Source organism: Streptococcus sp. 151470009-6 (assembly GCF_053628175.1).
Genome location: NZ_JBSEZF010000005.1, coordinates 131264 through 153466 on the forward strand (window position 1 = coordinate 131264; position 22203 = coordinate 153466).

At 43.0% G+C, this 22203-nt stretch carries 18 protein-coding genes; 11 read left to right on the forward strand and 7 right to left on the reverse strand.

Annotation, left to right across the window (positions count from 1 at the left end):
• Nucleotides 1–141 precede the first annotated feature (141 nt).
• Together aspS and ACUW6H_RS07825 are read left to right on the forward strand one after the other, a co-directional pair.
• Nucleotides 142–1905, forward strand: a complete 1764-nt coding sequence (gene aspS, locus ACUW6H_RS07820; RefSeq protein ID WP_454363849.1) for an aspartate--tRNA ligase — start codon at nucleotides 142–144, stop codon at nucleotides 1903–1905.
• Nucleotides 1883–2824 carry a YitT family protein gene (locus tag ACUW6H_RS07825; RefSeq protein WP_000806273.1) on the forward strand — a complete coding sequence of 314 codons (942 nt, stop codon included), beginning with the start codon at nucleotides 1883–1885 and terminating at the stop codon, nucleotides 2822–2824. The genes aspS and ACUW6H_RS07825 overlap by 23 nt, the downstream gene beginning before the upstream one ends.
• A gap of 30 nt (nucleotides 2825–2854) precedes the next feature.
• Here the strand turns inward: ACUW6H_RS07825 and ACUW6H_RS07830 are convergent, their stop codons facing one another.
• From ACUW6H_RS07830 to ACUW6H_RS07850, 5 genes are all read right to left on the reverse strand, one after another.
• On the reverse strand, nucleotides 2855–3841 hold the full coding sequence (locus tag ACUW6H_RS07830; RefSeq protein ID WP_454363851.1) for a LacI family DNA-binding transcriptional regulator: 987 nt from the start codon (nucleotides 3839–3841) through the stop codon (nucleotides 2855–2857).
• Nucleotides 3842–3850: 9 nt separating this feature from the next.
• Nucleotides 3851–4651 (reverse strand): DUF1189 domain-containing protein, encoded by an 801-nt coding sequence (locus ACUW6H_RS07835; protein WP_454363853.1) that lies wholly within the window; start codon nucleotides 4649–4651, stop codon nucleotides 3851–3853.
• Between the two features lie 180 nt (nucleotides 4652–4831).
• Nucleotides 4832–5674, reverse strand: coding sequence for a sugar ABC transporter permease (locus tag ACUW6H_RS07840; RefSeq protein ID WP_096405864.1), 843 nt, complete (start codon nucleotides 5672–5674; stop codon nucleotides 4832–4834).
• A 1-nt stretch (nucleotide 5675) separates the two neighbouring features.
• The gene (locus tag ACUW6H_RS07845; protein ID WP_172842370.1) at nucleotides 5676–6968 is read right to left on the reverse strand and encodes a carbohydrate ABC transporter permease; all 1293 of its coding nucleotides are present in this window, start codon (nucleotides 6966–6968) and stop codon (nucleotides 5676–5678) included.
• A 126-nt stretch (nucleotides 6969–7094) separates the two neighbouring features.
• A complete protein-coding gene (locus ACUW6H_RS07850; protein WP_454363856.1) occupies nucleotides 7095–8366 on the reverse strand; it encodes an extracellular solute-binding protein in 1272 nt (423 codons plus the stop codon).
• A 478-nt stretch (nucleotides 8367–8844) separates the two neighbouring features.
• Between ACUW6H_RS07850 and malQ the strand changes: the two genes are divergently transcribed.
• From malQ to ACUW6H_RS07865, 3 genes are all read left to right on the forward strand, one after another.
• A complete protein-coding gene (malQ, locus tag ACUW6H_RS07855) occupies nucleotides 8845–10362 on the forward strand; it encodes a 4-alpha-glucanotransferase (protein ID WP_454363858.1) in 1518 nt (505 codons plus the stop codon).
• A gap of 22 nt (nucleotides 10363–10384) precedes the next feature.
• Nucleotides 10385–12643: a glycogen/starch/alpha-glucan family phosphorylase gene (gene glgP, locus ACUW6H_RS07860; protein ID WP_454363860.1), complete on the forward strand. Its 2259-nt coding sequence runs from the start codon at nucleotides 10385–10387 to the stop codon at nucleotides 12641–12643.
• Between the two features lie 267 nt (nucleotides 12644–12910).
• Nucleotides 12911–13117 carry a hypothetical protein gene (locus ACUW6H_RS07865; RefSeq protein WP_454363862.1) on the forward strand — a complete coding sequence of 69 codons (207 nt, stop codon included), beginning with the start codon at nucleotides 12911–12913 and terminating at the stop codon, nucleotides 13115–13117.
• A 108-nt stretch (nucleotides 13118–13225) separates the two neighbouring features.
• On the opposite strand, the gene ACUW6H_RS07870 is transcribed toward ACUW6H_RS07865, so the two are convergent.
• Nucleotides 13226–14074, reverse strand: coding sequence for a putative RNA methyltransferase (locus ACUW6H_RS07870; protein ID WP_454363864.1), 849 nt, complete (start codon nucleotides 14072–14074; stop codon nucleotides 13226–13228).
• 53 nt (nucleotides 14075–14127) lie between these two features.
• Nucleotides 14128–15384 carry a tyrosine--tRNA ligase gene (gene tyrS / locus ACUW6H_RS07875; RefSeq protein ID WP_454363866.1) on the reverse strand — a complete coding sequence of 419 codons (1257 nt, stop codon included), beginning with the start codon at nucleotides 15382–15384 and terminating at the stop codon, nucleotides 14128–14130.
• A 140-nt stretch (nucleotides 15385–15524) separates the two neighbouring features.
• On the opposite strand from tyrS, the gene pbp1b reads away from it, so the two are divergent.
• From pbp1b to ACUW6H_RS07905, 6 genes are all read left to right on the forward strand, one after another.
• On the forward strand, nucleotides 15525–18011 hold the full coding sequence (gene pbp1b, locus ACUW6H_RS07880; RefSeq protein ID WP_454363868.1) for a penicillin-binding protein PBP1B: 2487 nt from the start codon (nucleotides 15525–15527) through the stop codon (nucleotides 18009–18011).
• A 77-nt stretch (nucleotides 18012–18088) separates the two neighbouring features.
• Nucleotides 18089–19000, forward strand: coding sequence for a DMT family transporter (locus ACUW6H_RS07885; protein ID WP_008284424.1), 912 nt, complete (start codon nucleotides 18089–18091; stop codon nucleotides 18998–19000).
• Between the two features lie 84 nt (nucleotides 19001–19084).
• Nucleotides 19085–19783, forward strand: coding sequence for a 2,3,4,5-tetrahydropyridine-2,6-dicarboxylate N-acetyltransferase (dapD, locus tag ACUW6H_RS07890; protein ID WP_454363870.1), 699 nt, complete (start codon nucleotides 19085–19087; stop codon nucleotides 19781–19783).
• Nucleotides 19784–19850: 67 nt separating this feature from the next.
• Nucleotides 19851–20981 (forward strand): N-acetyldiaminopimelate deacetylase, encoded by a 1131-nt coding sequence (locus ACUW6H_RS07895; RefSeq protein ID WP_454363872.1) that lies wholly within the window; start codon nucleotides 19851–19853, stop codon nucleotides 20979–20981.
• A gap of 11 nt (nucleotides 20982–20992) precedes the next feature.
• Nucleotides 20993–21532: a 5-formyltetrahydrofolate cyclo-ligase gene (locus ACUW6H_RS07900; RefSeq protein ID WP_454363874.1), complete on the forward strand. Its 540-nt coding sequence runs from the start codon at nucleotides 20993–20995 to the stop codon at nucleotides 21530–21532.
• Nucleotides 21516–22196 (forward strand): rhomboid family intramembrane serine protease, encoded by a 681-nt coding sequence (locus ACUW6H_RS07905; protein ID WP_454363876.1) that lies wholly within the window; start codon nucleotides 21516–21518, stop codon nucleotides 22194–22196. Before ACUW6H_RS07900 ends, ACUW6H_RS07905 begins: the two co-directional genes overlap by 17 nt.
• The last annotated feature ends 7 nt before the right edge of the window (nucleotides 22197–22203 follow it).

A 22203-nucleotide genomic window follows, 5' to 3' on the forward strand; every position in this document is an offset into this window, starting at 1 on the left:
TTCATCGGATTTTTTGATGTTGTCACGATTTTTTAGCTCTTCGTTTTGATTTTTACAGACAATCAAACTTTTCTGCTGATTTTCATGAAGAGCCTGCCCTTTTATGGTAAAATAGTAACAGAATAAAAGAGGAGAGAAACAATGAAACGTAGTATGTATGCTGGTCGTGTTCGTGAGGAACACATCGGACAAGAAATCACCTTGAAAGGCTGGGTTGCCCGTCGTCGTGACTTGGGCGGATTGATCTTTATCGACCTTCGTGACCGTGAAGGAATCATGCAGTTGGTCATCAACCCCGAGAAGGTCTCAGCTGAAGTCATGGCAACGGCTGAAAGCCTTCGTAGTGAGTTTGTCATTGAGGTGACGGGTCAGGTTGCTGCGCGTGAACAGGCCAATGATAAATTGGCGACGGGAGCAGTTGAATTGAACGTGACAGCCCTTACTGTACTCAATACAGCTAAAACAACACCTTTTGAGATTAAAGATGGAATTGAGGCCAATGACGATACACGTTTGCGTTACCGTTACCTTGACCTTCGTCGTCCAGAAATGTTGGAAAATCTTAAACTTCGTGCCAAGGTGACCCACTCTATCCGTAACTACTTGGATGAGTTGGAGTTTATCGATGTGGAGACGCCATTCCTTTCTAAATCAACGCCAGAAGGGGCGCGTGACTATTTGGTGCCATCTCGTGTCAATAAAGGGCATTTCTACGCTCTTCCTCAAAGTCCACAAATTACCAAACAACTCTTGATGAATGCTGGTTTTGACCGTTACTACCAAATTGTCAAATGTTTCCGTGATGAAGACTTGCGTGGTGACCGCCAGCCTGAGTTCACTCAGGTCGACTTGGAAACATCCTTCCTTACGGAGCAAGAGATCCAAGATATTACAGAAGGATTGATTGCGCGCGTGATGAAAGAAACCAAAGGCATTGACGTGACGCTTCCATTTCCTCGTATGAAGTATGATGACGCGATGGCTCTTTACGGTTCTGACAAACCTGATACCCGTTTTGACATGTTGCTTCAGGACTTGACAGAAGTAGTCAAGGGTGTTGATTTCAAAGTCTTCTCAGAAGCGCCTGCTGTTAAAGCCATTGTGGTCAAAGGAGCTGCAGACAACTACTCACGTAAAGACATTGACAAGATGACTGAAGTAGCTAAGCAGTACGGTGCCAAAGGTCTTGCTTGGGTCAAGGTGGTTGATGGAGAATTCAACGGACCAGTTGCCAAGTTCTTGACTGGTATCCAAGGAGAATTGACTGCAGCACTTGGTCTTGAAGATAAGGATTTGGTTCTCTTTGTGGCGGATACGCTTGAAGTGGCCAATGCAACACTAGGCGCCCTTCGTGGACGTATTGCCAAAGAGCTTGGCTTGATTGATAGCGATAAATTCAATTTCCTTTGGGTGGTTGATTGGCCAATGTTTGAATGGTCTGAAGAAGAAGGTCGTTACATGAGTGCCCACCATCCGTTTACCCTTCCACAGGAAGAGACAGCTCACGAATTAGAAGGTGATTTGGCCAATGTCCGTGCTATTGCCTATGACATCGTCTTGAACGGTTATGAGCTGGGTGGTGGTAGCCTTCGTATCAACCAAAAAGACCTTCAAGAACGCATGTTCCAGGCTCTTGGTTTCTCAGCTGAGGAAGCCAATGACCAGTTCGGTTTCCTTCTGGAAGCCATGGACTATGGTTTCCCACCACACGGTGGATTGGCTATCGGACTTGACCGCTTTATCATGCTCTTAGCAGGCGAAGAAAACATCCGTGAAGTCATTGCCTTTCCTAAGAACAACAAGGCAACCGACCCAATGACACAAGCGCCATCAACAGTCGCTCTCAAACAACTAGAGGAACTCAGCTTACAAGTAGAAGAAGATGAAACAAGCAAAACAAATTAAGCGGTGGCGCTATTATCTGCGCCGCTTTGCTTATCAGATAAAGATGTTACGAGTCTTGCAGGGCATCTCTAAGGAAAAATATGATGAGAAGATTTCTGCTTCTCTGGTATACGGTTTTCTATCAGCAGTTGCGGTCAATTTCTTTTTCCAACCAGGGCATGTTTATTCAAGTGGTGCGACAGGTTTGGCGCAAATTATCTCCAGTTTGAGTACTCATTGGTTTGGTCTCCAACTACCCGTATCCGCAACCTTTTATGCCATTAATATCCCACTGATGATTTTAGCTTGGTATCAGATTGGACATAAATTTACAGTTTTTACCTTTATCACGGTATCCATGAGTTCCCTTTTTATCCAGTTTGTGCCCGTTGTGACGCTGACAGAGGATCCCATTATCAATGCTCTCTTTGGGGGTGTTGTCATGGGCTTGGGAATTGGCTTTGCTTTGCGCAATAGTATTTCCAGTGGAGGTACAGATATTGTCAGTCTGACCATTCGCAAGAAAACAGGGAAAAATGTCGGCAGCATTTCCTTCTTGGTCAATGGGACCATCATGTTGATTGCAGGCTTGACCTTTGGTTGGAAATACGCCCTCTACTCCATGATTACCATTTTTGTCTCCAGTCGTGTGACAGATGCGGTCTTCACCAAGCAAAAACGGATGCAGGCCATGATTGTGACCAGTAATCCTGATAAGGTAATCGAAAAAATCCATAAAAAATTGCACCGAGGCGCAACCATGATCCACGATGCAGAAGGAACCTATAATCATGAGAGAAAAGCAGTCTTGATTACTGTTATCACACGAGCAGAGTTTAATGATTTTAAACACATTATGAAACAAGTCGATCCGACAGCCTTCGTCTCTGTATCCGAAAATGTCCACATCCTAGGACGATTTGTAGAAACAGACAATTAGATATGAAAAAACCAGCTCTGGAGCTGGTTTTTATTTTTCGATAATTTTGTGGGCAATCAACTGACGGTAACAAATCTGTCTATTATTTTTCGCGTCATTAATAATCTGTAAAATCGTTTCAAATGATGTTCGTCCAAGTTCAAGACTGTTGATGTCAACATAGGCTACTAGGTCGAGTCGAGGATTGACAGAGTCAAAACTCAAGACGGGAACATTTAATTGGTGTTTGCTGATGTAGTCGCAAACCCCTTCAGCTAGAAGGCTGTCGGTTGTGATGATGGCATCAATCTGCGGATCGTGTTTGAAGAGGCGCTTACTAAATTGATACCCCTTTTCTTCTAGAAATTCATTTGCAAAGTAGGTCAGGTTCGTATCAATCGAAAGTTGGTGTTGTTTGAGTGCCAATTCGTAACCTTTTAGACGATCTTGTGTAACGAAAAGTTTCTTGGTTCCTCCGATAAAGGCGATTCGTCTGCACCCCTTTTTGATGAAATACTCTGCTGCATCAAAGCCGGCTTGGACATTATCATTGTCGACAAGGGGGATAAAGGGTGAGAGGGATTTTCCGAGGATGAGGAAAGGAAACTGTTCTTCCGCTACGAGCTTGACCAGAGGGTCTTCTTCTTCGGCATAGAGGAAGATTAAACCATCAACACGCTTGCCATAAACCATCTGAGAAATAGCTTTGAGACGTTCCTTCTCATCTTTACCAGTTGCGATCTGAATAGCATAGTGGTTTTCAGACGCGACTTGGGCGATCCCTCGTAGGACAGATGGGAAGAAAGGATTTTGGTAGAAGGCATCCGAGTCGTCAGGCAATACCAAACCAATAACTTGAGTATAGCTGCTAACGAGGCTACGAGCATTGAGATTGGGATGGTAGTTGAGTTCCTTCATAGCCTTGCGAACTCGTTTTTTGGTTTCATCACTAATTGTTGATTTGTTTTGAATAACGCGGGTTACAGTTGAAGGTGAGACACCTGCAGCCTTGGCCACATCTTTAATCGTAACGGGCATAAAAATCTCCTATTTATGATAATCTGGATCGCGGTAATGTGTTTTATAAAAGATGATGACCAGATAAAGAACAAAAAGAATGTTTTGTACAGTGATAAGGGTTGTCATATTTTGGCCGAAAAGTCCCAAAATAAGTGTAATCAAAGTTGGTAATCCTAAACAGTTTAAGATAAAATGGTAGCACTCTTTAAAGCTCCTAAATGAAAAGAGGCGTGATTTTTTGGTGATATAAAGGAGAAGACTAGCTCCAAGAGAGACAATGAAGAAATTCAATCCAAAGAGGAAGCTAGCACCAAGGACGAGAAAGAGACTGATATAGACACGGTTCTGTTGATACCAGTCTTTAGAAATAGCCTGGGTTAAAGCTTCCTTACTCTGGAAACTCTCCGTTTGAATGGCGTGGTAGCGAATGCGAGTCAGTTCCTTGCTTTCCTTGCTGATGATGAGTTCTTCCGTATCAAAATGAAGTTGCAAGTCCTTTGGCAATTCCTTACTTGGACTTGGACCAATCAGAAGAGAAGCTTGCTGATTTTTAGTTCCAGCATAGCTCAGTTTTCCATCTATTATCTGCGCATTTTCCGACAAATCCATGATTGCTTCATCTGTCAGGGGTGTGTAGACATTATCGATAAAGGTATCCAGTGGATACGTTTCCTGCGAGCTGTTTTGAATGGCAATTGGAACCATGGACAAGCTGATGAGGAAAATGCTAGTAAAGAGGAGTTGAAACCAGTTAAGTCCGAAACGTTTTGATAGGGGCTTACGAAATCCCCAGATACTAGTAAAATACGAGAATGGATATGGAAGCATAGGCATCTTTCTAAAAGTGTTTTCTATATGAGTATTATTATATAGAGAAATGTGCTTTATTTCAAGTCTAGTAGATAAATTGCTTATTGAAAAGCTGGTTTTGCTACTATTTGCGGTCTTGTGTCTAATCTTTTAACTTTAGAAACAAGATCCAAAATGAAAAAGGGTGGCGGGGATAGATTATCCCTTGTCGCCACCACTTGTAAGTCCTGAAACAAAGTTCTTTTGTAGGAAGAAGAAGAGAATACAGATTGGAAGGGCGATGAGGATAGCACCTGCTGAGAAGTAGGCAATCTTCATATTTTTCACGTTGTTAACGAAGGTTTGGAGACCAACGGCAACAGTAAAGTATTCTTTCTCACGAAGCAAGAAACTAGAGAGGATATAGTCCCCGAAAGGTCCCATGAAGGCCCAGAGAGCTTGTACAGCGATCATTGGGCGAACAAGTGGGAGAACAATTTGCCAGAAGCGGCGGAAGTGTCCTGCACCATCTAGTTTTGCAGATTCGTCTAGAGACATTGGTACTGTGTCGAAGTAGCCTTTCATCAACCAAGCGTTCATCGGGATACCTCCACCAACGTAGAGGAAGATGAGGAACCAGTTTTGGTTAAGAGCGTTCAACATAAGGGCCATAACGAAGAAGGCTGTCAAAGCGGCCATAGTTGGCACCATTTGGATAATCAAGAAGAAGACTAAACTTTGTTTACGAGCCAAGAAATTGTAACGGCTGTAGGCATAACCAGCAAGGACGATGATACTTGTTTGAACAGCCATGGTAATAAAGGCGATGATCAAAGTATTGAGGTACCAAGTGCCGTACAAGGTTTCTGTAAAGAGTCCTTGGAAGTTGGCAAAGCTAAAGTCAATGTTACTATCTAATTTAAAGGCTACAACGTTACCAGTCTTGAAGGCTGACATAATGGTAATCAAAAGTGGATAGATAATCACGATTGAAAGGCCGATCAAGTAGAGGTAAGTGAGGGTTTGAGTCAGTCTACGTTTGAGTTTGATTGAGTTATTCATCTTAGACGTCCTCCATATCAAATGCGTGTAGTTTCTTGAATGCAATCATAGAGATAGAGATGACAATGATAGAGATAATCAAGGTAACAGCTGCTGCCATAGAGTATTGAGGAGATGTTCCTGTAGTCAAACGGTAAATCCATGAGATCAAGATATCAGTTGAACCGGCTCCACCACCAACACTACCAGGTCCTCCAGCATTGAAGAGGTACATGATAGAGAAGTTGTTAAAGTTAAAGGTGTATTGGCTGATCAATGTTGGTGCTGCAACAGCCAAAATCATAGGGAAAGTGATGTTGCGGAATTTTTGCCAAGCATTGGCACCATCGATGTAAGCCGCTTCGTAGAGGTCGTTAGGGATAGACTGCAAGATACCCAAAGTCAAAACGTAGATGTATGGGAATCCTAGCCAACCTTGCATCATAATCAAGGCAATCTTCGTCCAAGTTGGGTCTGTTTTCCAAGGGATAAGTGCTCCGTCAAGGAAAGGAAGGACCTTAGCCAAGATAGGCAATACTTGAGTGTTGATCGCTCCGACACTATCGTTAAACATGTTTGAGAAGGTCAAGATAGTGATGAAGGCTGGAACAGCCCAAGGAAGAAGGAAAATAACACCAAAGATACGTTTTCCTTTGATAAATGGTTGGTTAGCAATGATCGCTGTGAAGATACCAATCACAATCTGCAAAGTAGAAGCAGACAAGGCCCAGATGATGGTCCAAGAAAGAACGGCACCGAAGGCTGAACGGAAGGTGCTTAAGCTCCAGATATTTGTAAAGTTAGTCAAACCAACCCAGTCCAACAATTTGTTTGGTGGCAAGTGTTGGAAGTCATAGTTGGTAAAGGCGATCATCAATGTTACCACAACAGGGAAGATAATCGCAAATGTCATAGCGACGTAAGATGGGATGATCAAGAGGTAAGGGAAACCATTCTCATAAATACCTTTGATCATATCTTTAAAAGTACGTGGGACAGGAATTCCGTTGTTGATGCGTTTAGCAATTGTATGTGCGTCTTTAATATTGTAGAAGTAGAAGAGCACGTAAACAGCAACAAGAATTGAGTGGAAGGCACCACGAATCAGCATGAAGAGTGAATTGTCGCGACCGGGTTTGTCACCAAGGGTGATCAAATTGTGCAATTCAGGCGCAGCAAGGGCTAGAAAATAAAGGACAAAAACGAGCGTTACAGCAAGAAAAATAAAACCTTTGACTTTTTGTTTGTTGTAAATTTGCCCTAACCCAGGAATCACTGAAAGCAAGGCTGCTTTGCTAGGTTGTTGGTTTTCCATGAATACTCCTTTCATAGGATACGAGATTGAAGTTTGTCTCCAATCACTAGATAGGCAACTGCAATCATTCGTAAATTTATAAAATCAAAGGGGGACTTGTATTCTCCCCCCTTGTAACGAATTCAATTATTCACCAAATTTTTGTTTGATTGTTTCTTTGATCAATGTAACAGCATCGTTAGCAGCTGTCTTAGCATCTTTCTTACCACTTACAGCGTCAAAGAGCATGTTCGCAGCTGGTTCCCAAACTGCTGACATTTGTGAGATGTTTGGCATTGGTTGAGCATTCTTGAACTGTTTGATAACAGCTGTAGTCAACTCATCGTTTTTGCCTTCAGCATATGCACGTGCTTCAGTGTTAGCTGGGATTTCGTTAGTTGCTTCGTAGAATGCTTTTTGTTGTTCAGTTGATACAAGGTAGTCTACAAATTTTTGTGCGCCTTCAAGGTTCTTAGTGCTTGATGGGATGATCCAAGCTTTACCACCACCGAATGCTGAGTATTCTTTTCCGTTTGGAAGAGTTGGGATAGTAGCAACACCGTAGTTTACTTTAGCATCTTTGAATGCTTGAGCTTTCCAAGGACCATCGATGATAGCAGCTGTTTTACCTTCTTGGAATGAAGTTTGGATCAAGTTTCCAGCAGCTGTTCCATCTTGCATACCTTTAGGCCATTTTTCGTACCAAGACTTAGCGTATTCGATACCTTTGATTGCTCCATCGTTAGCAAGACCGATGTCTTTAGGATTTTTACCGTTATCACCAAATACGTAAGCTCCGTTACCAGAAAGAAGTCCGTATGCGTAGTAGAAGTTTGTCCAGTCAGCTAAGAATGCTGAAGTTTTGCCATCTTCTCCAGCGAAAGCGTATTTGCTATCTTTTGCAAGTTCTTCCAATTCAGCAAATGTTTTTGGAGCTTCTTTGAGCAAGTCTTTGTTGTAGTACATAACAAGTGACTCAATAACTGCAGGAGCACCGTAAACTTTTCCGTCAGCAGCTGTTACAAGAGACTTAGTAGCATTGTCTGTTTTAGCACCGTCGCTCAATGTAACTTCTGAAAGTTGTCCGTCAGTACCAAGGCTACCTACGCGGTCGTATGGTGCCATCATAACGTCAGCAGCTTGACCTGATTGGTTGTCAAGTGAAAGTTTGTCAAGTCCACCAAGTTGGTCACCAGATTTGATGTTAACTTTTGTACCTGATTCTTTTTCATAAGCTGCAGCAACTTTTTCAGCGTAGGCTTTATACTGGTCTTCAACGTAAAGTGTGATTTCTTTTGCTTCAGATGAGCTAGTATCAGCAGCTTTATCAGCAGTTTTGCTTCCGCAAGCTACCAAAAGTAAGCTAGCAAGAGTAGCAGTTCCAAGCACAGCAGCGCTCTTCATGAATTTAGATGACATAGTGTATTCCTCCTAAAGAATAACAAAAATAATTTGATGAGAAAACGCAAACGTTTTCTTTTACGAACCTAGTATAACACAAATAGAAAACGGTTGCAAGCTTTTTTAGAAAAAAATTTAAAAAAATTTTAAGGCTTCAAACATTTGTCAATGCTTTTATATAGGAAGAAACTGAAAAGTTTTCTTTTTCTTGATTTGAAAACGTACAAGGGAAACGATTGCATTGATTAGGCTGATTTCTGAGCAAAAATGAGGCTGTTTTTTATTTCAACTATCTTAAATTAGAAAAACTTTATAAGAAAAGTGATCGTTTCATAAAATAACAGTGGAACCAAGATTCATTCAAAGAAAAAGAAATCAAAAAAAGTTTCTAGAACCGCTTGCATTTGTTTTTGAAATACGTTATACTTAAACCGACGCAAACGTTTGCGCCTTGATTTGCGCAACGTTTTATTACAAAAATACATGAGGTGCTATTATGAAAAAACGTCAGAGTGGTGTGTTGATGCACATCTCTTCTCTTCCAGGAGCATACGGGATTGGATCATTTGGCCAAAGCGCCTATGATTTCGTTGATTTCTTGGTTCGTACCAAGCAACGTTACTGGCAAATCCTCCCTCTTGGGACTACAAGCTATGGAGATTCTCCTTACCAATCATTCTCAGCTTTTGCTGGGAACACGCATTTTATCGATCTTGACATCTTGGTAGAGCAAGGCTTGTTGGAAGCTAGCGATCTTGAAGGTGTTGACTTCGGTAGCAATCCAGCAGAAGTTGACTATGCTAAGATTTACTACGCACGTCGTCCTCTTTTGGAAAAGGCGGTCAAACGTTTCTTGGAAGTGGGAGATGTCAAAGCTTTTGAGAAATTTGCTCAAGACAACCAAGCCTGGCTTGAACTCTTTGCTGAGTATATGGCGATTAAAGAGCATTTTGACAATTTAGCATGGACAGAATGGCCAGATGCAGATGCTCGTGAGCGTAAAGCTTCAGCGCTTGAAAGCTACCGTGAGAAATTAGCAGACAAGTTGGTTTACCACCGTGTGACTCAATACTTCTTCTTCCAACAATGGTTGAAATTGAAAGCATACGCTAACGACAACCACATCGAGATCGTTGGGGACATGCCTATCTACGTTGCGGAAGATTCAAGCGACATGTGGGCAAATCCACACCTCTTCAAGACAGATGCCAGCGGCAAGGCGACTTGCATCGCAGGATGTCCGCCAGATGAGTTTTCTGCAACTGGTCAACTTTGGGGGAACCCAATCTATGACTGGGAAGCAATGGATAAAGACGGGTACAAATGGTGGGTTGAACGCTTGCGTGAAAGCTTCAAAATCTACGATATTGTTCGTATCGACCACTTCCGTGGCTTTGAATCTTACTGGGAAATTCCTGCTGGTTCCGATACAGCGGCCCCTGGTAAATGGGTGAAAGGTCCAGGCTACAAACTCTTCGCAGCCGTTAAGGAAGAACTTGGTGAGCTGAACATCATCGCAGAAGACCTTGGTTTCATGACAGATGAAGTCATCGAGTTACGTGAACGCACTGGCTTCCCGGGGATGAAGATTCTTCAATTTGCCTTCAACCCAGAAGATGAAAGTATCGATAGCCCACACTTGGCACCTGCTAACTCTGTTATGTACACAGGAACACACGACAACAATACGGTCCTTGGTTGGTACCGTAATGAAATCGATGATCCAACTCGTGAGTACATGGCTCGTTACACGAACCGTAAAGAGTATGAAACAGTGCCACACGCAATGCTTCGCACAGTATTTTCATCAGTGAGCTTCATGGCTATTGCCACTATGCAAGATTTATTAGAATTGGATGAGGCAGCTCGCATGAACTACCCATCTACTCTTGGCGGAAACTGGTCTTGGCGTATGACTGAAGATCAATTGACACCAGCTGTCGAGGACAATTTGCTTGACTTGACTACAATTTATCGCCGAATCAATGAGAATTTGGTAGAATTAAAGAAATAAGACATTATCAGGAGACACAAAAATGTTACCACTAAAAGAATTTGTACAAAAACGTTACAATAAAACCATTGCAGAATGTAGTAACGAAGAGCTTTACCTTGCTCTTCTCAACTACAGCAAGCTTGCTAGTAGCCAAAAACCAGTCAACACTGGTAAGAAGAAAGTTTACTACATCTCAGCTGAGTTTTTGATTGGTAAACTCTTGTCAAACAACTTGATCAACCTTGGTCTTTACGACGATGTGAAAAAAGAACTTGCTGATGCCGGTAAAGAGTTGATCGAAATCGAAGAAGTAGAATTGGAACCATCTCTAGGGAACGGTGGATTGGGACGTTTGGCAGCCTGCTTTATCGACTCAATCGCTACTCTTGGTTTGAACGGTGACGGTGTTGGTTTGAACTACCACTACGGTCTTTTCCAACAAGTTCTTAAAAACAACCAACAAGAAACGATTCCTAACGCTTGGTTGACAGAGCAAAACTGGTTGGTACGCTCAAGCCGTAGCTACCAAGTGCCATTTGCACACTTTACCTTGACATCAACTCTTTACGATATCGATGTACCTGGTTACAAAACAGCTACTAAAAACCGCTTGCGTTTGTTTGACTTGGATTCAGTTGATTCTTCTATCATCGAAGATGGTATCAGCTTTGACAAGACAGACATTGCTCGCAACTTGACTCTTTTCCTTTACCCAGATGATAGTGACCGTCAAGGTGAATTGCTCCGTATCTTCCAACAATACTTCATGGTTTCAAACGGTGCGCAATTGATCATCGATGAAGCGATCGAAAAAGGAAGCAACTTGCATGACCTTGCGGACTATGCAGTTGTACAAATCAACGATACTCACCCATCAATGGTGATTCCTGAATTGATCCGTCTTTTGACTGCACGCGGTATCGAACTTGACGAAGCGATTTCAATCGTTCGTAGCATGACTGCCTACACTAACCACACCATCCTTGCTGAAGCCCTTGAAAAATGGCCTCTTGAATTCTTGCAAGAAGTGGTTCCTCACTTGGTACCAATCATCGAAGAATTGGACCGTCGTGTGAAGGCAGAATACAAAGATCCAGCTGTCCAAATCATCGACGAGAGCGGACGTGTTCACATGGCTCACATGGATATCCACTACGGATACAGTGTTAACGGGGTAGCAGCACTCCACACTGAAATCTTGAAGAACTCTGAGTTGAAAGCCTTCTATGACCTTTACCCAGAAAAATTCAACAACAAAACAAACGGTATCACTTTCCGTCGTTGGCTCATGCATGCTAACCCAAGCTTGTCTCACTATTTGGATGAGATTCTTGGTCACGGTTGGCACCATGAAGCAGATGAGCTTGAAAAACTCTTGTCATTCGAAGATAAGGCTGCTGTCAAAGAAAAATTGGAAAGCATCAAGGCTCACAACAAACGTAAATTGGCTCGTCACTTGAAAGAGCACCAAGGTGTTGAAATCAATCCAAACTCTATCTTTGACATCCAAATCAAACGTCTCCACGAGTACAAACGCCAACAAATGAACGCTTTGTATGTGATCCACAAATACCTTGACATCAAAGCTGGCAACATCCCTGCTCGCCCTATCACAGTATTCTTTGGTGGTAAAGCAGCTCCTGCCTACACAATTGCTCAAGACATCATCCACTTGATCCTTTGTATGTCAGAAGTCATTGCAAATGACCCAGCAGTAGCACCACACTTGCAAGTAGTGATGGTTGAAAACTACAACGTTACTGCAGCAAGCTTCCTTATCCCAGCATGTGACATCTCAGAACAAATCTCACTTGCTTCTAAAGAAGCTTCAGGTACTGGTAACATGAAATTCATGTTGAACGGAGCTTTGACTCTTGGTACTATGGACGGAGCTAACGTGGAAATCGCTGAGTTGGTTGGCGACGAAAACATCTACATCTTCGGTGAAGATTCAGAAACTGTTATCGACCTTTACGCAAAAGTAGCTTACAAATCAAGCGAATTCTACGCTCGTGAAGCCATCAAACCATTGGTTGACTTCATCGTCAGCGATGCTGTTCTTGCAGTAGGTAAGAAAGAACGCTTGGAACGTCTTTACAACGAATTGATCAACAAAGACTGGTTCATGACTCTCCTTGACTTGGAAGACTACATTAAAGTCAAAGAGCAAATGCTTGCTGACTACGAAAACCGTGACGCATGGTTGGATAAAGTGATCGTCAACATTGCTAAAGCAGGATTCTTCTCATCTGACCGTACAATCGCTCAGTACAACGAAGATATCTGGCACTTGAACTAAGATACAAATTCATACTAATACATTTTGTAAAAAGCGAGTTTCAATTGAAATTCGCTTTTTTGAATGTTGTTAATTTTATGCTGCTATTCCTAAAAGAAAAGGGAAAAATGTCAATAATTTGTAGGCTTAAAAATCAAACTTAGAGGGCACTAAAAAGGTTGATTTTACTACCTTTAAGCCTCAGAATCTACTTAGAAATCACCTCAAATTCCTTGTATTCGCTTACACAAAGTGTTATAATACGATTATAGGAAAGAAGGTGTTTATATGTGGAAAAAATATTTTTCAAAATATAAATGGACTGATTTATTCTGGATACTATTTGTGATTGTGACATGCCTCTTGGCGGGCAATAATACTCTTTTTCCCCTTACTCATCAAGATATCTCTTATCATGGCTGCTATTTGGGGATTACACTTGCCTCATTTCACTTGCTTTTTATTGATAAATTTGTTATTTCGAATCGAAAATAAATGGTGAGGTTAAAATTTTTCCCCTTTTCCGATAGATACTTGAAAAATGATGATTTAAACCCGTATCTCAAGAAGAGCTGCGGGCTTTATCTTATCTCAAAAATTTGTTTACAGTGCTTTCCCAACTAGAATCTCTGCTTCGATGGTAATCTCTGTCAGTTGGCTCCAGTCAATCTTGGTCTGGTCAACATGAAAGAGAAGGGGTGTCATGCTAAGCAGGGCTTGGCGTTGCTCTGCTGTGATAGGTTTTGTTAAGGAAGCAATCTGACTAGATTGGATGCTGAAATGTTCCTGGAAATGTTCTTTGATATCTTGGTTGGAATAGTCCTTCTTTGTCAGTTGGTCCTGCACTATTTGACGGATTTCTTTGAGGTGATTTTCAGTTGGGATGACCTTTATCAAGATCCCGTCTTTGGATAAAACACGGCAAAATTCTCCATAGTTGGCAGGCGAAAAGATATCAAGCAGAATATCCATGCTGGCGTCTTTTATAGGAAGACGAGCCAGGTCACCGACAAACCAATTGACTGCCCAGTTGGGTTCACTCTTGGCAGCGATTTGGACCGAGTCTTTTGAAATATCAAAGGCGTAGAAGGTCTTGTCAGAGTGACTTTCTTGGAGTTTGCGAGAGTAGAAACCTTCACCACAGCCGATATCCAAGATAGTTTTGGCAGTTTCTAGGCTTGCAAGCAGGTCTGAGATGGTTTCTAAGATAGTCTGATAAAAGCCAGCTTCAAGAATTTGCTGGCGATTTTGGAAGTTTTCCTTATCGTAGTTAGTGGATTGTTTGATTTGCGGTGCCAGATTGACATAGCCGAATTTTGCCAGATCAAAAGAATGGCGGTTGCTACACTTGAGACTAGTCTCTACCAAGGTGAGATTTTCTTGGCAGATAGGGCAGGAAAGGGCAGTCGCAGTAGCAAAGCGCTGGAGTTTTGGTTTGAGGTTTGTATTCATAGTTTAAGTCTAGCAAAAAAAGAACTGGATGGCAAATGCCTCCAGTCTTCTTTTTAATATGTAAGGACGAAGTATTTTTTCTTACCACGGCGGATAACAGTGAGTTCGTTCTCAAGCTTATCTGAGTCACTCAAGACATAGTCAAGGTCTTGGATGCGGTCACCATTGATGTAGATGGCACCGTTTTGGACGTCTTCACGGGCTTGGCGTTTTGAGTTAACCACGCCAGAAGATACAAGAAGTTCAACGATGTTGTGATTTTCGTCTGCCTGTACTTGGTAGTTTGGCACTCCACGAAGTCCTTGTTTGAGTTCTTTGACAGAAAGGTTTTTGATGTTTCCAGCAAAGAGTTGCTCAGTGATGTTGAGGGCTTCTTTGTAAGCTTCTTCTCCGTGGACAAGAGTCACGACTTCACGAGCCAGGACTTTTTGAGCCAAGCGTTCGTGTGGAGCTGCTTCAAACTGTTTGCGGATGTCTTCAATCTCATCGAGTGACAAGAAGGTAAAGATTTTCAAGAAGCGAACAGCGTCAGCGTCCATGACGTTCATCCAGAATTGGTACATTTCGTATGGAGAAGTCTTTTCAGGGTTGAGCCAGACTGCGTTTCCTTCTGACTTACCAAACTTCTTACCGGTTGCGTCTGTAATCAGTGGAACAGTAATTACGTGACCAGTCTTGTCAGCCTTACGACGAAGCAATTCGGTACCAGCTGTCATATTTCCCCACTGGTCAGAACCACCGATTTGCAGGGTAACATTGTGGTCTTGATTTAAGACATAGAAGTCGTACCCTTGCATGATTTGGTAAGCAAACTCTGTGTAAGAAATCCCTGTTTCGATCCGTTTTTTAACAGACTCCTTACTCATCATGTAGTTGACAGTGAAGTATTTTCCGATATCACGGAGGAAGTCAATGAAGCTGATGCTGCCAAACCAGTCGTAGTTGTTGACCATGACAGCCTTATTTTCGCCATTTTCAAAGTCAAGAAAACGAGAAAGTTGCCCTTGGATAGACTTGACCCAGCCATCTACTGTGTCTTTTGTTTGGAGACTACGCTCAGCATCTTTGAAGGACGGATCTCCGATGAGACCTGTAGCACCGCCAACGAGCGCATAAGGTTTGTGACCTGCTAATTGCAAACGACGACTGGTCAAGATTGCGACAAGGTGACCTAGGTGAAGGCTGTCAGCAGTTGGATCGTAGCCGGTATAATAAGAAACTTGACCTTCTTCTAGGGCTTTACGCAAGGCTTCTTCATCAGTCGTTTGAAAAATCAAACCACGCTCTTTTAGCTCATCAAAAATGTGCATATGTCTTTTCTCCTTTTTAAAATATTGTTTCTACCTATTGTATCACAAACTTGGGCAATAGCCTAGTGGAATAGGGAAGAAAGTGGCTATTTTATTGAAAGTTTACCTTTTATGGTATAATAGAGAAAGTGAGGACATTCATGAAAAAAAGAATTGATGAATTAAAAACAAAAATGCTGCATTTTTTCCAGCAACTAACTGCCAAATGGAAGAAAAAACAAGCAAATAAAAATACTGATAAGAAAGTAGCTTCTTCTAACAAACTCAAAAGGGTAGGGTCTATTCTTGCTAAGATTTTGAGTGCTTTTAAAGTGACCTTCAACACTCTCTTCATTCTAGCCTTTATCGGAGGTCTTTTGGGAGCGGGTGTGGCCATGGGCTATGGGGTTGCTCTATTTGACAAAGTCAAGGTGCCTCAAACAGAGGAATTGGTCAAACAAGTGAAGGATATTGCCTCTATCTCAGAAATTACCTATGCTGACGGAAGTACCATCGCTTCAATTGAAGGAGATTTATTGCGCACATCAGTCGCTTCGGAGGCTATCTCAGATAATCTCAAGAAGGCTATCATTGCGACAGAGGACGAGCATTTCAATGAGCATAAGGGAGTTGTGCCTAAGGCCGTTATTCGTGCGACTCTGGGAACCTTTGTCGGTTTGGGATCGTCTAGTGGTGGTTCGACCTTGACGCAGCAGGTCATCAAGCAGCAAGTGGTGGGGGATGCTCCCACTCTGGCTCGTAAGGCCAAAGAAATTATTGATGCCTTGGCTTTAGAACGAGCCATGGGCAAGGATGAGATTTTAACAACCTACCTTAATATTGCTCCTTTTGGACGCAATCACAAGGGCCAAAATATTGCAGGTGCCCAGCAGGCTGCAGAGGGAATTTTTGGAGTTAATGCATCGGATTTGACAATACCTCAAGCTGCCTTTATCGCAGGTTTGCCCCAGAGTCCTATTAGTTATTCTCCTTATGAATCTGACGGCAGTATGAAGAGCGATGAGGATATGGCCTTGGGAATCAAGCGTGCCAAGGATGTCCTCTACAATATGTATCGGACAGGAGCTCTGAGTCAGGAAGACTACGACAAGTACAAGGATTATGACTTCAAGCAAGACTTTCTACCATCAGGTAGTGTCAGTGGTACTTCGCGTGACTATCTCTACTATGCAACCTTGGCAGAAGCAACGGATCGGATGTACGACTACCTCATCCAGAGAGATAATGTTTCTGCGCAAGAGCAAAAAAATGAATCGATCCAAAAAGCTTACCGCGATCTAGCGACGAAGGAAATCGAGAATGGTGGCTATAAGATCACCACGACTATTAATAAAAACGTCCACACTGCTATGCAAAATGCAGTTGCTAACTACGGCAGTTTGGTAGATGATTCGACAGGCCAGCCTGAAGTAGGGAATGTCCTCATGGACAACCAAACGGGAGCCATCCTTGGATTTGTTGGTGGTCGTAATTATCAAGAAAATCAGAACAATCATGCTATCGATACCAAACGTTCTCCAGCTTCAACCACGAAACCTATATTGGCCTATGGTATCGCGATTGACCAAGGTTTGATGGGGAGTGCAAGTATCTTATCAAACTATCCAACCAACTTCTCAAACGGGAATCCCATCATGTATGTCAATAGTCCTGGTACAGGCATGATGACATTGGGAGAAGCCCTTAACTACTCATGGAATATCCCAGCCTACTGGACTTATCGTACGCTTCGAGAGAAGGGCGTTGATGTCAAGGGCTATATGGAAAAAATGGGTTATGAAATCCCAGAATATGGGATTGAAAGTTTGCCGATGGGTGGGGGGATTGAGGTTACAGTTGCCCAACATACCAACGGATACCAAACGATAGCCAACAACGGAGTTTACCACAAGAAACACATGATTGCCAAGATCGAATCAACGGATGGCCGACTGGTATACGAGCATAAGGATGAGCCTGTGCAGGTTTATTCAAAAGCGACAGCAACCATCATGCAAAGTTTGCTCCGTGACGTCATTTCTTCTCGGATTACTTCTAGCTTCCAGACCGACTTGGCTTCGATCAATCCAGGCCTAGCTCGTGCTGACTGGATCGGAAAAACTGGTACGACTAATGAAGATGAAAACATGTGGCTCATGCTTTCTACTCCTCGATTGACTCTAGGTGGCTGGTTAGGTCATGATGATAACCGACCACTAGCCAAGGGTGCAGGTCACTACCGCAATGCCAAATACATGGCTTACTTGGTCAATGCTATCCAGCAAGCTGAACCTGGAATATGGGGGAATGAGCGCTTTAATCTGGGTCCAAGTGTGACCAAGTCGCAAGTTCTCCGATCTACAGGGCAAAAACCAGGCAAGGTTTCCATCAATGGGAAAGAAATAGAAGTTTCTGGATCAACAGTAACGAGCTACTGGGCGACTAAGGAAGGCGCCCCAGTGACCACCTATCGCTTTGCTATTGGAGGAAGCGATGCAGATTATCTGAACGCATGGAAGAATATTCTAGGAAGCGTTCCAGCAGTGACTCCTCCAAGCTCAAGTTCAAGCAGTAGCTCTGGAAGTTCAAGTTCGAGTGGAAATACTCAAAGTGGTTCTTCAGGACGTTCACGTCTATTTAATCGTTAAGAAAGAGTAGTAGCAAGGTTAGTAATTTCTCCTTGTTGCTACTTTTTTCTTTGTTGGTTTCGTGTTACAATAATAATATGAATCATTATCAGAAAAAGATTGTTAAGGGAACAGTATACTCGCTACTCTCAGGCCTAATCTGGGGGATTTGTGGGATTTTAGGAGAGTATTTTTTCACTCATTATCCAGTGTCTTCTGGATGGATTACTTCTATGCGGTTGCTTGTGGCGGGGAGTTTGGTTTTAGGTTTATCTGCTTTTCAGTTGCGTAGCCGCTTGTTGGACATCTGGCGTGATAAGAAAAATTATCTACCTTTTTTAGCCTATGCTATTCTAGGTATTTTTTCTGTGCAGTTTTTCTTTTATCTCTGCGTTGAGTATTCCAATGCGACGACGGCGACAATTTTGCAATTTATCAGCCCAGTTTTTATCCTGTTTTACAATCGAATCATTTACCAGAAGAAAGCTTCGATTACAGCTGTTTTCTATGTTTTGATTGCCATGCTAGGTGTTTTTTTGATGGCTACAAAAGGAGATTTGTCCCAATTATCCATGACTCCTTTGGCTCTAGTGACAGGTTTGCTCAGTGCAGTAGGGGTCATGTTTAATGTTATCCTTCCCCAACGCTTTGCACGGCGCTACGGATTTGTTCCGACTGTTGGTTGGGGGATGATTCTGGCAGGTCTCTTTAGTAATTTCCTCTACCCTATTTATCGGATAAGTTTTCAAGTGGATCTGGTAAGTGTGCTGATTTGTCTGACGATTGCCGTGTTTGGTACAGCTTTTGCCTTCTTCCTATCTATGAAGGCTGTGTCACTCGTTTCCCCGCTGGTTGTATCAGTGGTGAGTGCTAGCGAACCGCTCTCTTCAGCTTTATTAAGTGTTCTTTTTCTGGGAATGGTCATGGATGGTTTTTTGGCCTTAGCTATGGTGTTGATTATCGTTCCGATGATTTTTTTATCTGTAGAGGAAGCAAAACAAGCCCAGTAAAGATGATTATTTGATAGTTGAGGCTTCAAATTTGAAGCCTTTTTTGGTAGAATAGGTATCATTATAACGAACCAGGAGGCACCTATGACTGCTACAAAAATGAACGCTCAAGAAATTATCCAATTTATCGCCAATGCTGAAAAGAAAACCAGTGTCAAAGTAACCTTTGAAGGAGAACTTGCAACTGCTGTACCTAGCTCTGTTGTCAAACTAGGAAATGTTTTATTCGGAGACTGGAAGGATGTTGCTCCGCTTCTTGAAGGTTTGGTAGAAAATCAAGATTATGTTGTCGAACAAGATGCTCGTAATTCGGCAGTTCCCTTGCTAGACAAACGTACTATCAACGCTCGTATCGAGCCAGGTGCTATTATCCGTGACCAGGTGGAAATTGGTGACAATGCTGTTATCATGATGGGAGCTGTTATCAATATCGGTGCTGAAATCGGTGCTGGAACCATGATTGACATGGGTGCCATCCTTGGAGGTCGTGCTATCGTTGGGAAAAACAGCCACGTTGGTGCAGGAGCAGTTTTGGCAGGTGTGATTGAACCAGCTAGTGCCGATCCAGTCCGTGTCGGAGACAATGTTCTTATCGGTGCCAATGCAGTGGTCATCGAAGGTGTTCAAATCGGTAGTGGTTCAGTTGTCGCTGCAGGAGCTATCGTGACTCAAGATGTCCCAGAAAATGTAGTGGTAGCAGGCGTTCCGGCTCGTATCATCAAAGAGATTGATGCCCAAACCCAACAAAAAACAGCGCTTGAGGATGCGCTTCGTACCTTGTAATTGTAAAAGTAAAAAAGAGGCGGAACCCTTTTTCCAGCCTCTTTCTGCTATATAGGAGGACAGATAGATGTTAGATTTGATTCAGACTAGACGAGATTTACACCAGATTCCAGAGATTGGCTTGGAAGAGTTCAAGACTCAGGCTTATTTGCTGGCTGTGATTGAGAAATTGACTGCGGGCAAGGATTTTGTTCAAGTTCGTACTTGGCGGACAGGTATTTTGGTTTATTTGCAGGGAAGTCAGCCAAAGAAGACTATTGGCTGGCGAACAGATATTGATGGCCTGCCTATCGTCGAACAAACTGGACTGCCTTTTGCCTCTCAGCACCAAGGTCGCATGCATGCCTGTGGACACGATTTTCATATGACTATTGCCTTGGGCTGTCTCGAGCGCGCCCTTGAGGAGCAACCCAAGAATAATCTGCTCTTCCTATTTCAGCCTGCTGAGGAGAATGAAGCCGGTGGGATGCTCATGTATGAGTATGGTGCTTTTGGGGACTGGTTGCCAGACCAATTTTATGGCCTCCATGTTCGTCCGGATTTGAAAGTCGGCCAGATTGCGACCAACACCCATACACTCTTTGCAGGGACTTGTGAGGTGAAGATTCGTTTCAAAGGAAAAGGTGGGCACGCAGCCTTCCCGCATGAAGCCAATGACGCCTTGGTGGCGGCTAGTTACTTTGTAACCCAGGTGCAGTCAGTTGTCAGCCGCAATGTCAATCCCATCGAGGGAGCGGTGGTGACCTTTGGCCTTTTCCAAGCTGGAACAACCAACAATGTCATTACAGACACAGCCTTTTTGCATGGAACCATTCGCGCCTTGACTCAGGACATGAGCCTCTTGGTACAAAAAAGAGTCAAGACAGTCGCAGAAGGTGTCGCGGCAGCCTTTGATATGGAAGTAGAAGTAGAACTCAAACAAGGAGGCTACCTACCTGTTGAGAACAATCCAGCCTTGGCGCGTGAACTGATGGACTTTTTTGAAGAGAAAGACGGAATAGAGTTGATTGATATCGAGCCTGCTATGACTGGTGAGGACTTTGGTTACCTCCTTTCGAAGGTAGATGGCGTTATGTTTTGGCTAGGTATCGATAGTCCCTATGCCCTTCATCACCCTCAGATGAGTCCTAAGGAAGAAGCCTTAGCCATTGGGGTAGATGCGGTCTCTAGTTTCTTGAAAAAGAAGGCAGCAGAGTAGAGGAATTGTCTATGAAAGCAGAACTACGCAAGAAAATTTTGCAAGAAATGAAGACTCTATCTCAGGAGCAAAAACAGGCTATGGATCGAGATTTAACTGAGCGTTTCTTACAACACCCTTTTTACCAAGAAGCTAAGGTCATCGCAACCTATCTCTCCTTCCCTCATGAATTTCAAACGCAAGAACTGATTGAGCAGGCGCTGAAGGACGACAAAAAGGTTCTGATACCCAAAACCTATCCCAAGGGGCGCATGGACTTTGTGGTCTATCATCCGCAGCAGTTGGTAAAAACTTCCTTTGGTTTACTGGAACCGCAAGGAGACTTGGAAGTGGTGGAACCGTCTCAGATTGATTTAATTCATGTTCCGGGTTTGGCTTTTACAACAGAGGGCTATCGGATCGGATATGGTGGAGGATATTATGACCGCTATCTGGAACATTTTGCTGGGCATACCATGAGTACAATCTATCCTTGTCAAGTTCAGGAGTTTAACTTTGAAAACCATGATATACCCGTCCAGGAGGTGCTAATCTATGAAGGAAATCTTTGATAAACGTTATCCTGTGACTAGCTTCTTCCTCCTAGTAACAGCATTGGTATTTCTCTTGATGTTGGTTTTTACAGGTTTAAATTTTGAACGAGCAGATACCTTGCTTCAGTTTGGAGCCATGTATGGACCGATCATTCGCCTGTTCCCAGAGCAGATTTGGCGCCTATTTTCGGCTATATTTGTGCATATCGGATGGGAGCATTTCATTGTCAATATGATTTCGCTCTACTTTCTTGGACGACAGGTTGAGGAGATTTTCGGCTCCAAGCAGTTCTTCCTTCTCTATCTCTTATCAGGAATGATGGGGAATCTCTTTGTGTTTGCATTTACACCGAAAGTTGTCGCAGCTGGAGCATCCACTTCTCTCTACGGGTTATTTGCTGCGATTATCGTCCTGCGTTACGCAACTCGCAACCCCTATATTCAGCAGTTGGGGCAATCCTATCTGACACTTTTCGTGATAAATATCATTGGAAGTGTTCTGATTCCAGGAATCAGCCTAGCAGGCCATATCGGTGGGGCAGTAGGAGGTGCTTTTCTAGCAGTTATTTTTCCAGTTAAATGGGAGAGAAGGATGTACAGTACTAGCCAGCGAATCGGAGCAACTGTACTTTTTATCGCACTAGCCATTTTCCTATGCTATAAGGGAATGAACTATGTGTAGGGGGATA

Excerpts from the sequence above, each read along its gene's own strand:
- glgP (WP_454363860.1), top strand. The coding sequence starts at position 10,385 with ATGTTACCACTAAAAGAATTTGTACAAAAACGTTACAATAAAACCATT.
- ACUW6H_RS07840 (WP_096405864.1), bottom strand. The coding sequence starts at position 5,674 with ATGAATAACTCAATCAAACTCAAACGTAGACTGACTCAAACCCTCACT.
- ACUW6H_RS07835 (WP_454363853.1), bottom strand. The coding sequence starts at position 4,651 with ATGCTTCCATATCCATTCTCGTATTTTACTAGTATCTGGGGATTTCGT.
- ACUW6H_RS07895 (WP_454363872.1), top strand. The coding sequence starts at position 19,851 with ATGTTAGATTTGATTCAGACTAGACGAGATTTACACCAGATTCCAGAG.
- ACUW6H_RS07865 (WP_454363862.1), top strand. The coding sequence starts at position 12,911 with ATGTGGAAAAAATATTTTTCAAAATATAAATGGACTGATTTATTCTGG.
- ACUW6H_RS07850 (WP_454363856.1), bottom strand. The coding sequence starts at position 8,366 with ATGTCATCTAAATTCATGAAGAGCGCTGCTGTGCTTGGAACTGCTACT.
- ACUW6H_RS07885 (WP_008284424.1), top strand. The coding sequence starts at position 18,089 with ATGAATCATTATCAGAAAAAGATTGTTAAGGGAACAGTATACTCGCTA.
- tyrS (WP_454363866.1), bottom strand. The coding sequence starts at position 15,384 with ATGCACATTTTTGATGAGCTAAAAGAGCGTGGTTTGATTTTTCAAACG.
- ACUW6H_RS07870 (WP_454363864.1), bottom strand. The coding sequence starts at position 14,074 with ATGAATACAAACCTCAAACCAAAACTCCAGCGCTTTGCTACTGCGACT.
- dapD (WP_454363870.1), top strand. The coding sequence starts at position 19,085 with ATGACTGCTACAAAAATGAACGCTCAAGAAATTATCCAATTTATCGCC.
- ACUW6H_RS07900 (WP_454363874.1), top strand. The coding sequence starts at position 20,993 with ATGAAAGCAGAACTACGCAAGAAAATTTTGCAAGAAATGAAGACTCTA.
- ACUW6H_RS07845 (WP_172842370.1), bottom strand. The coding sequence starts at position 6,968 with ATGGAAAACCAACAACCTAGCAAAGCAGCCTTGCTTTCAGTGATTCCT.
- ACUW6H_RS07825 (WP_000806273.1), top strand. The coding sequence starts at position 1,883 with ATGAAACAAGCAAAACAAATTAAGCGGTGGCGCTATTATCTGCGCCGC.
- malQ (WP_454363858.1), top strand. The coding sequence starts at position 8,845 with ATGAAAAAACGTCAGAGTGGTGTGTTGATGCACATCTCTTCTCTTCCA.
- ACUW6H_RS07830 (WP_454363851.1), bottom strand. The coding sequence starts at position 3,841 with ATGCCCGTTACGATTAAAGATGTGGCCAAGGCTGCAGGTGTCTCACCT.
- pbp1b (WP_454363868.1), top strand. The coding sequence starts at position 15,525 with ATGAAAAAAAGAATTGATGAATTAAAAACAAAAATGCTGCATTTTTTC.
- ACUW6H_RS07905 (WP_454363876.1), top strand. The coding sequence starts at position 21,516 with ATGAAGGAAATCTTTGATAAACGTTATCCTGTGACTAGCTTCTTCCTC.
- aspS (WP_454363849.1), top strand. The coding sequence starts at position 142 with ATGAAACGTAGTATGTATGCTGGTCGTGTTCGTGAGGAACACATCGGA.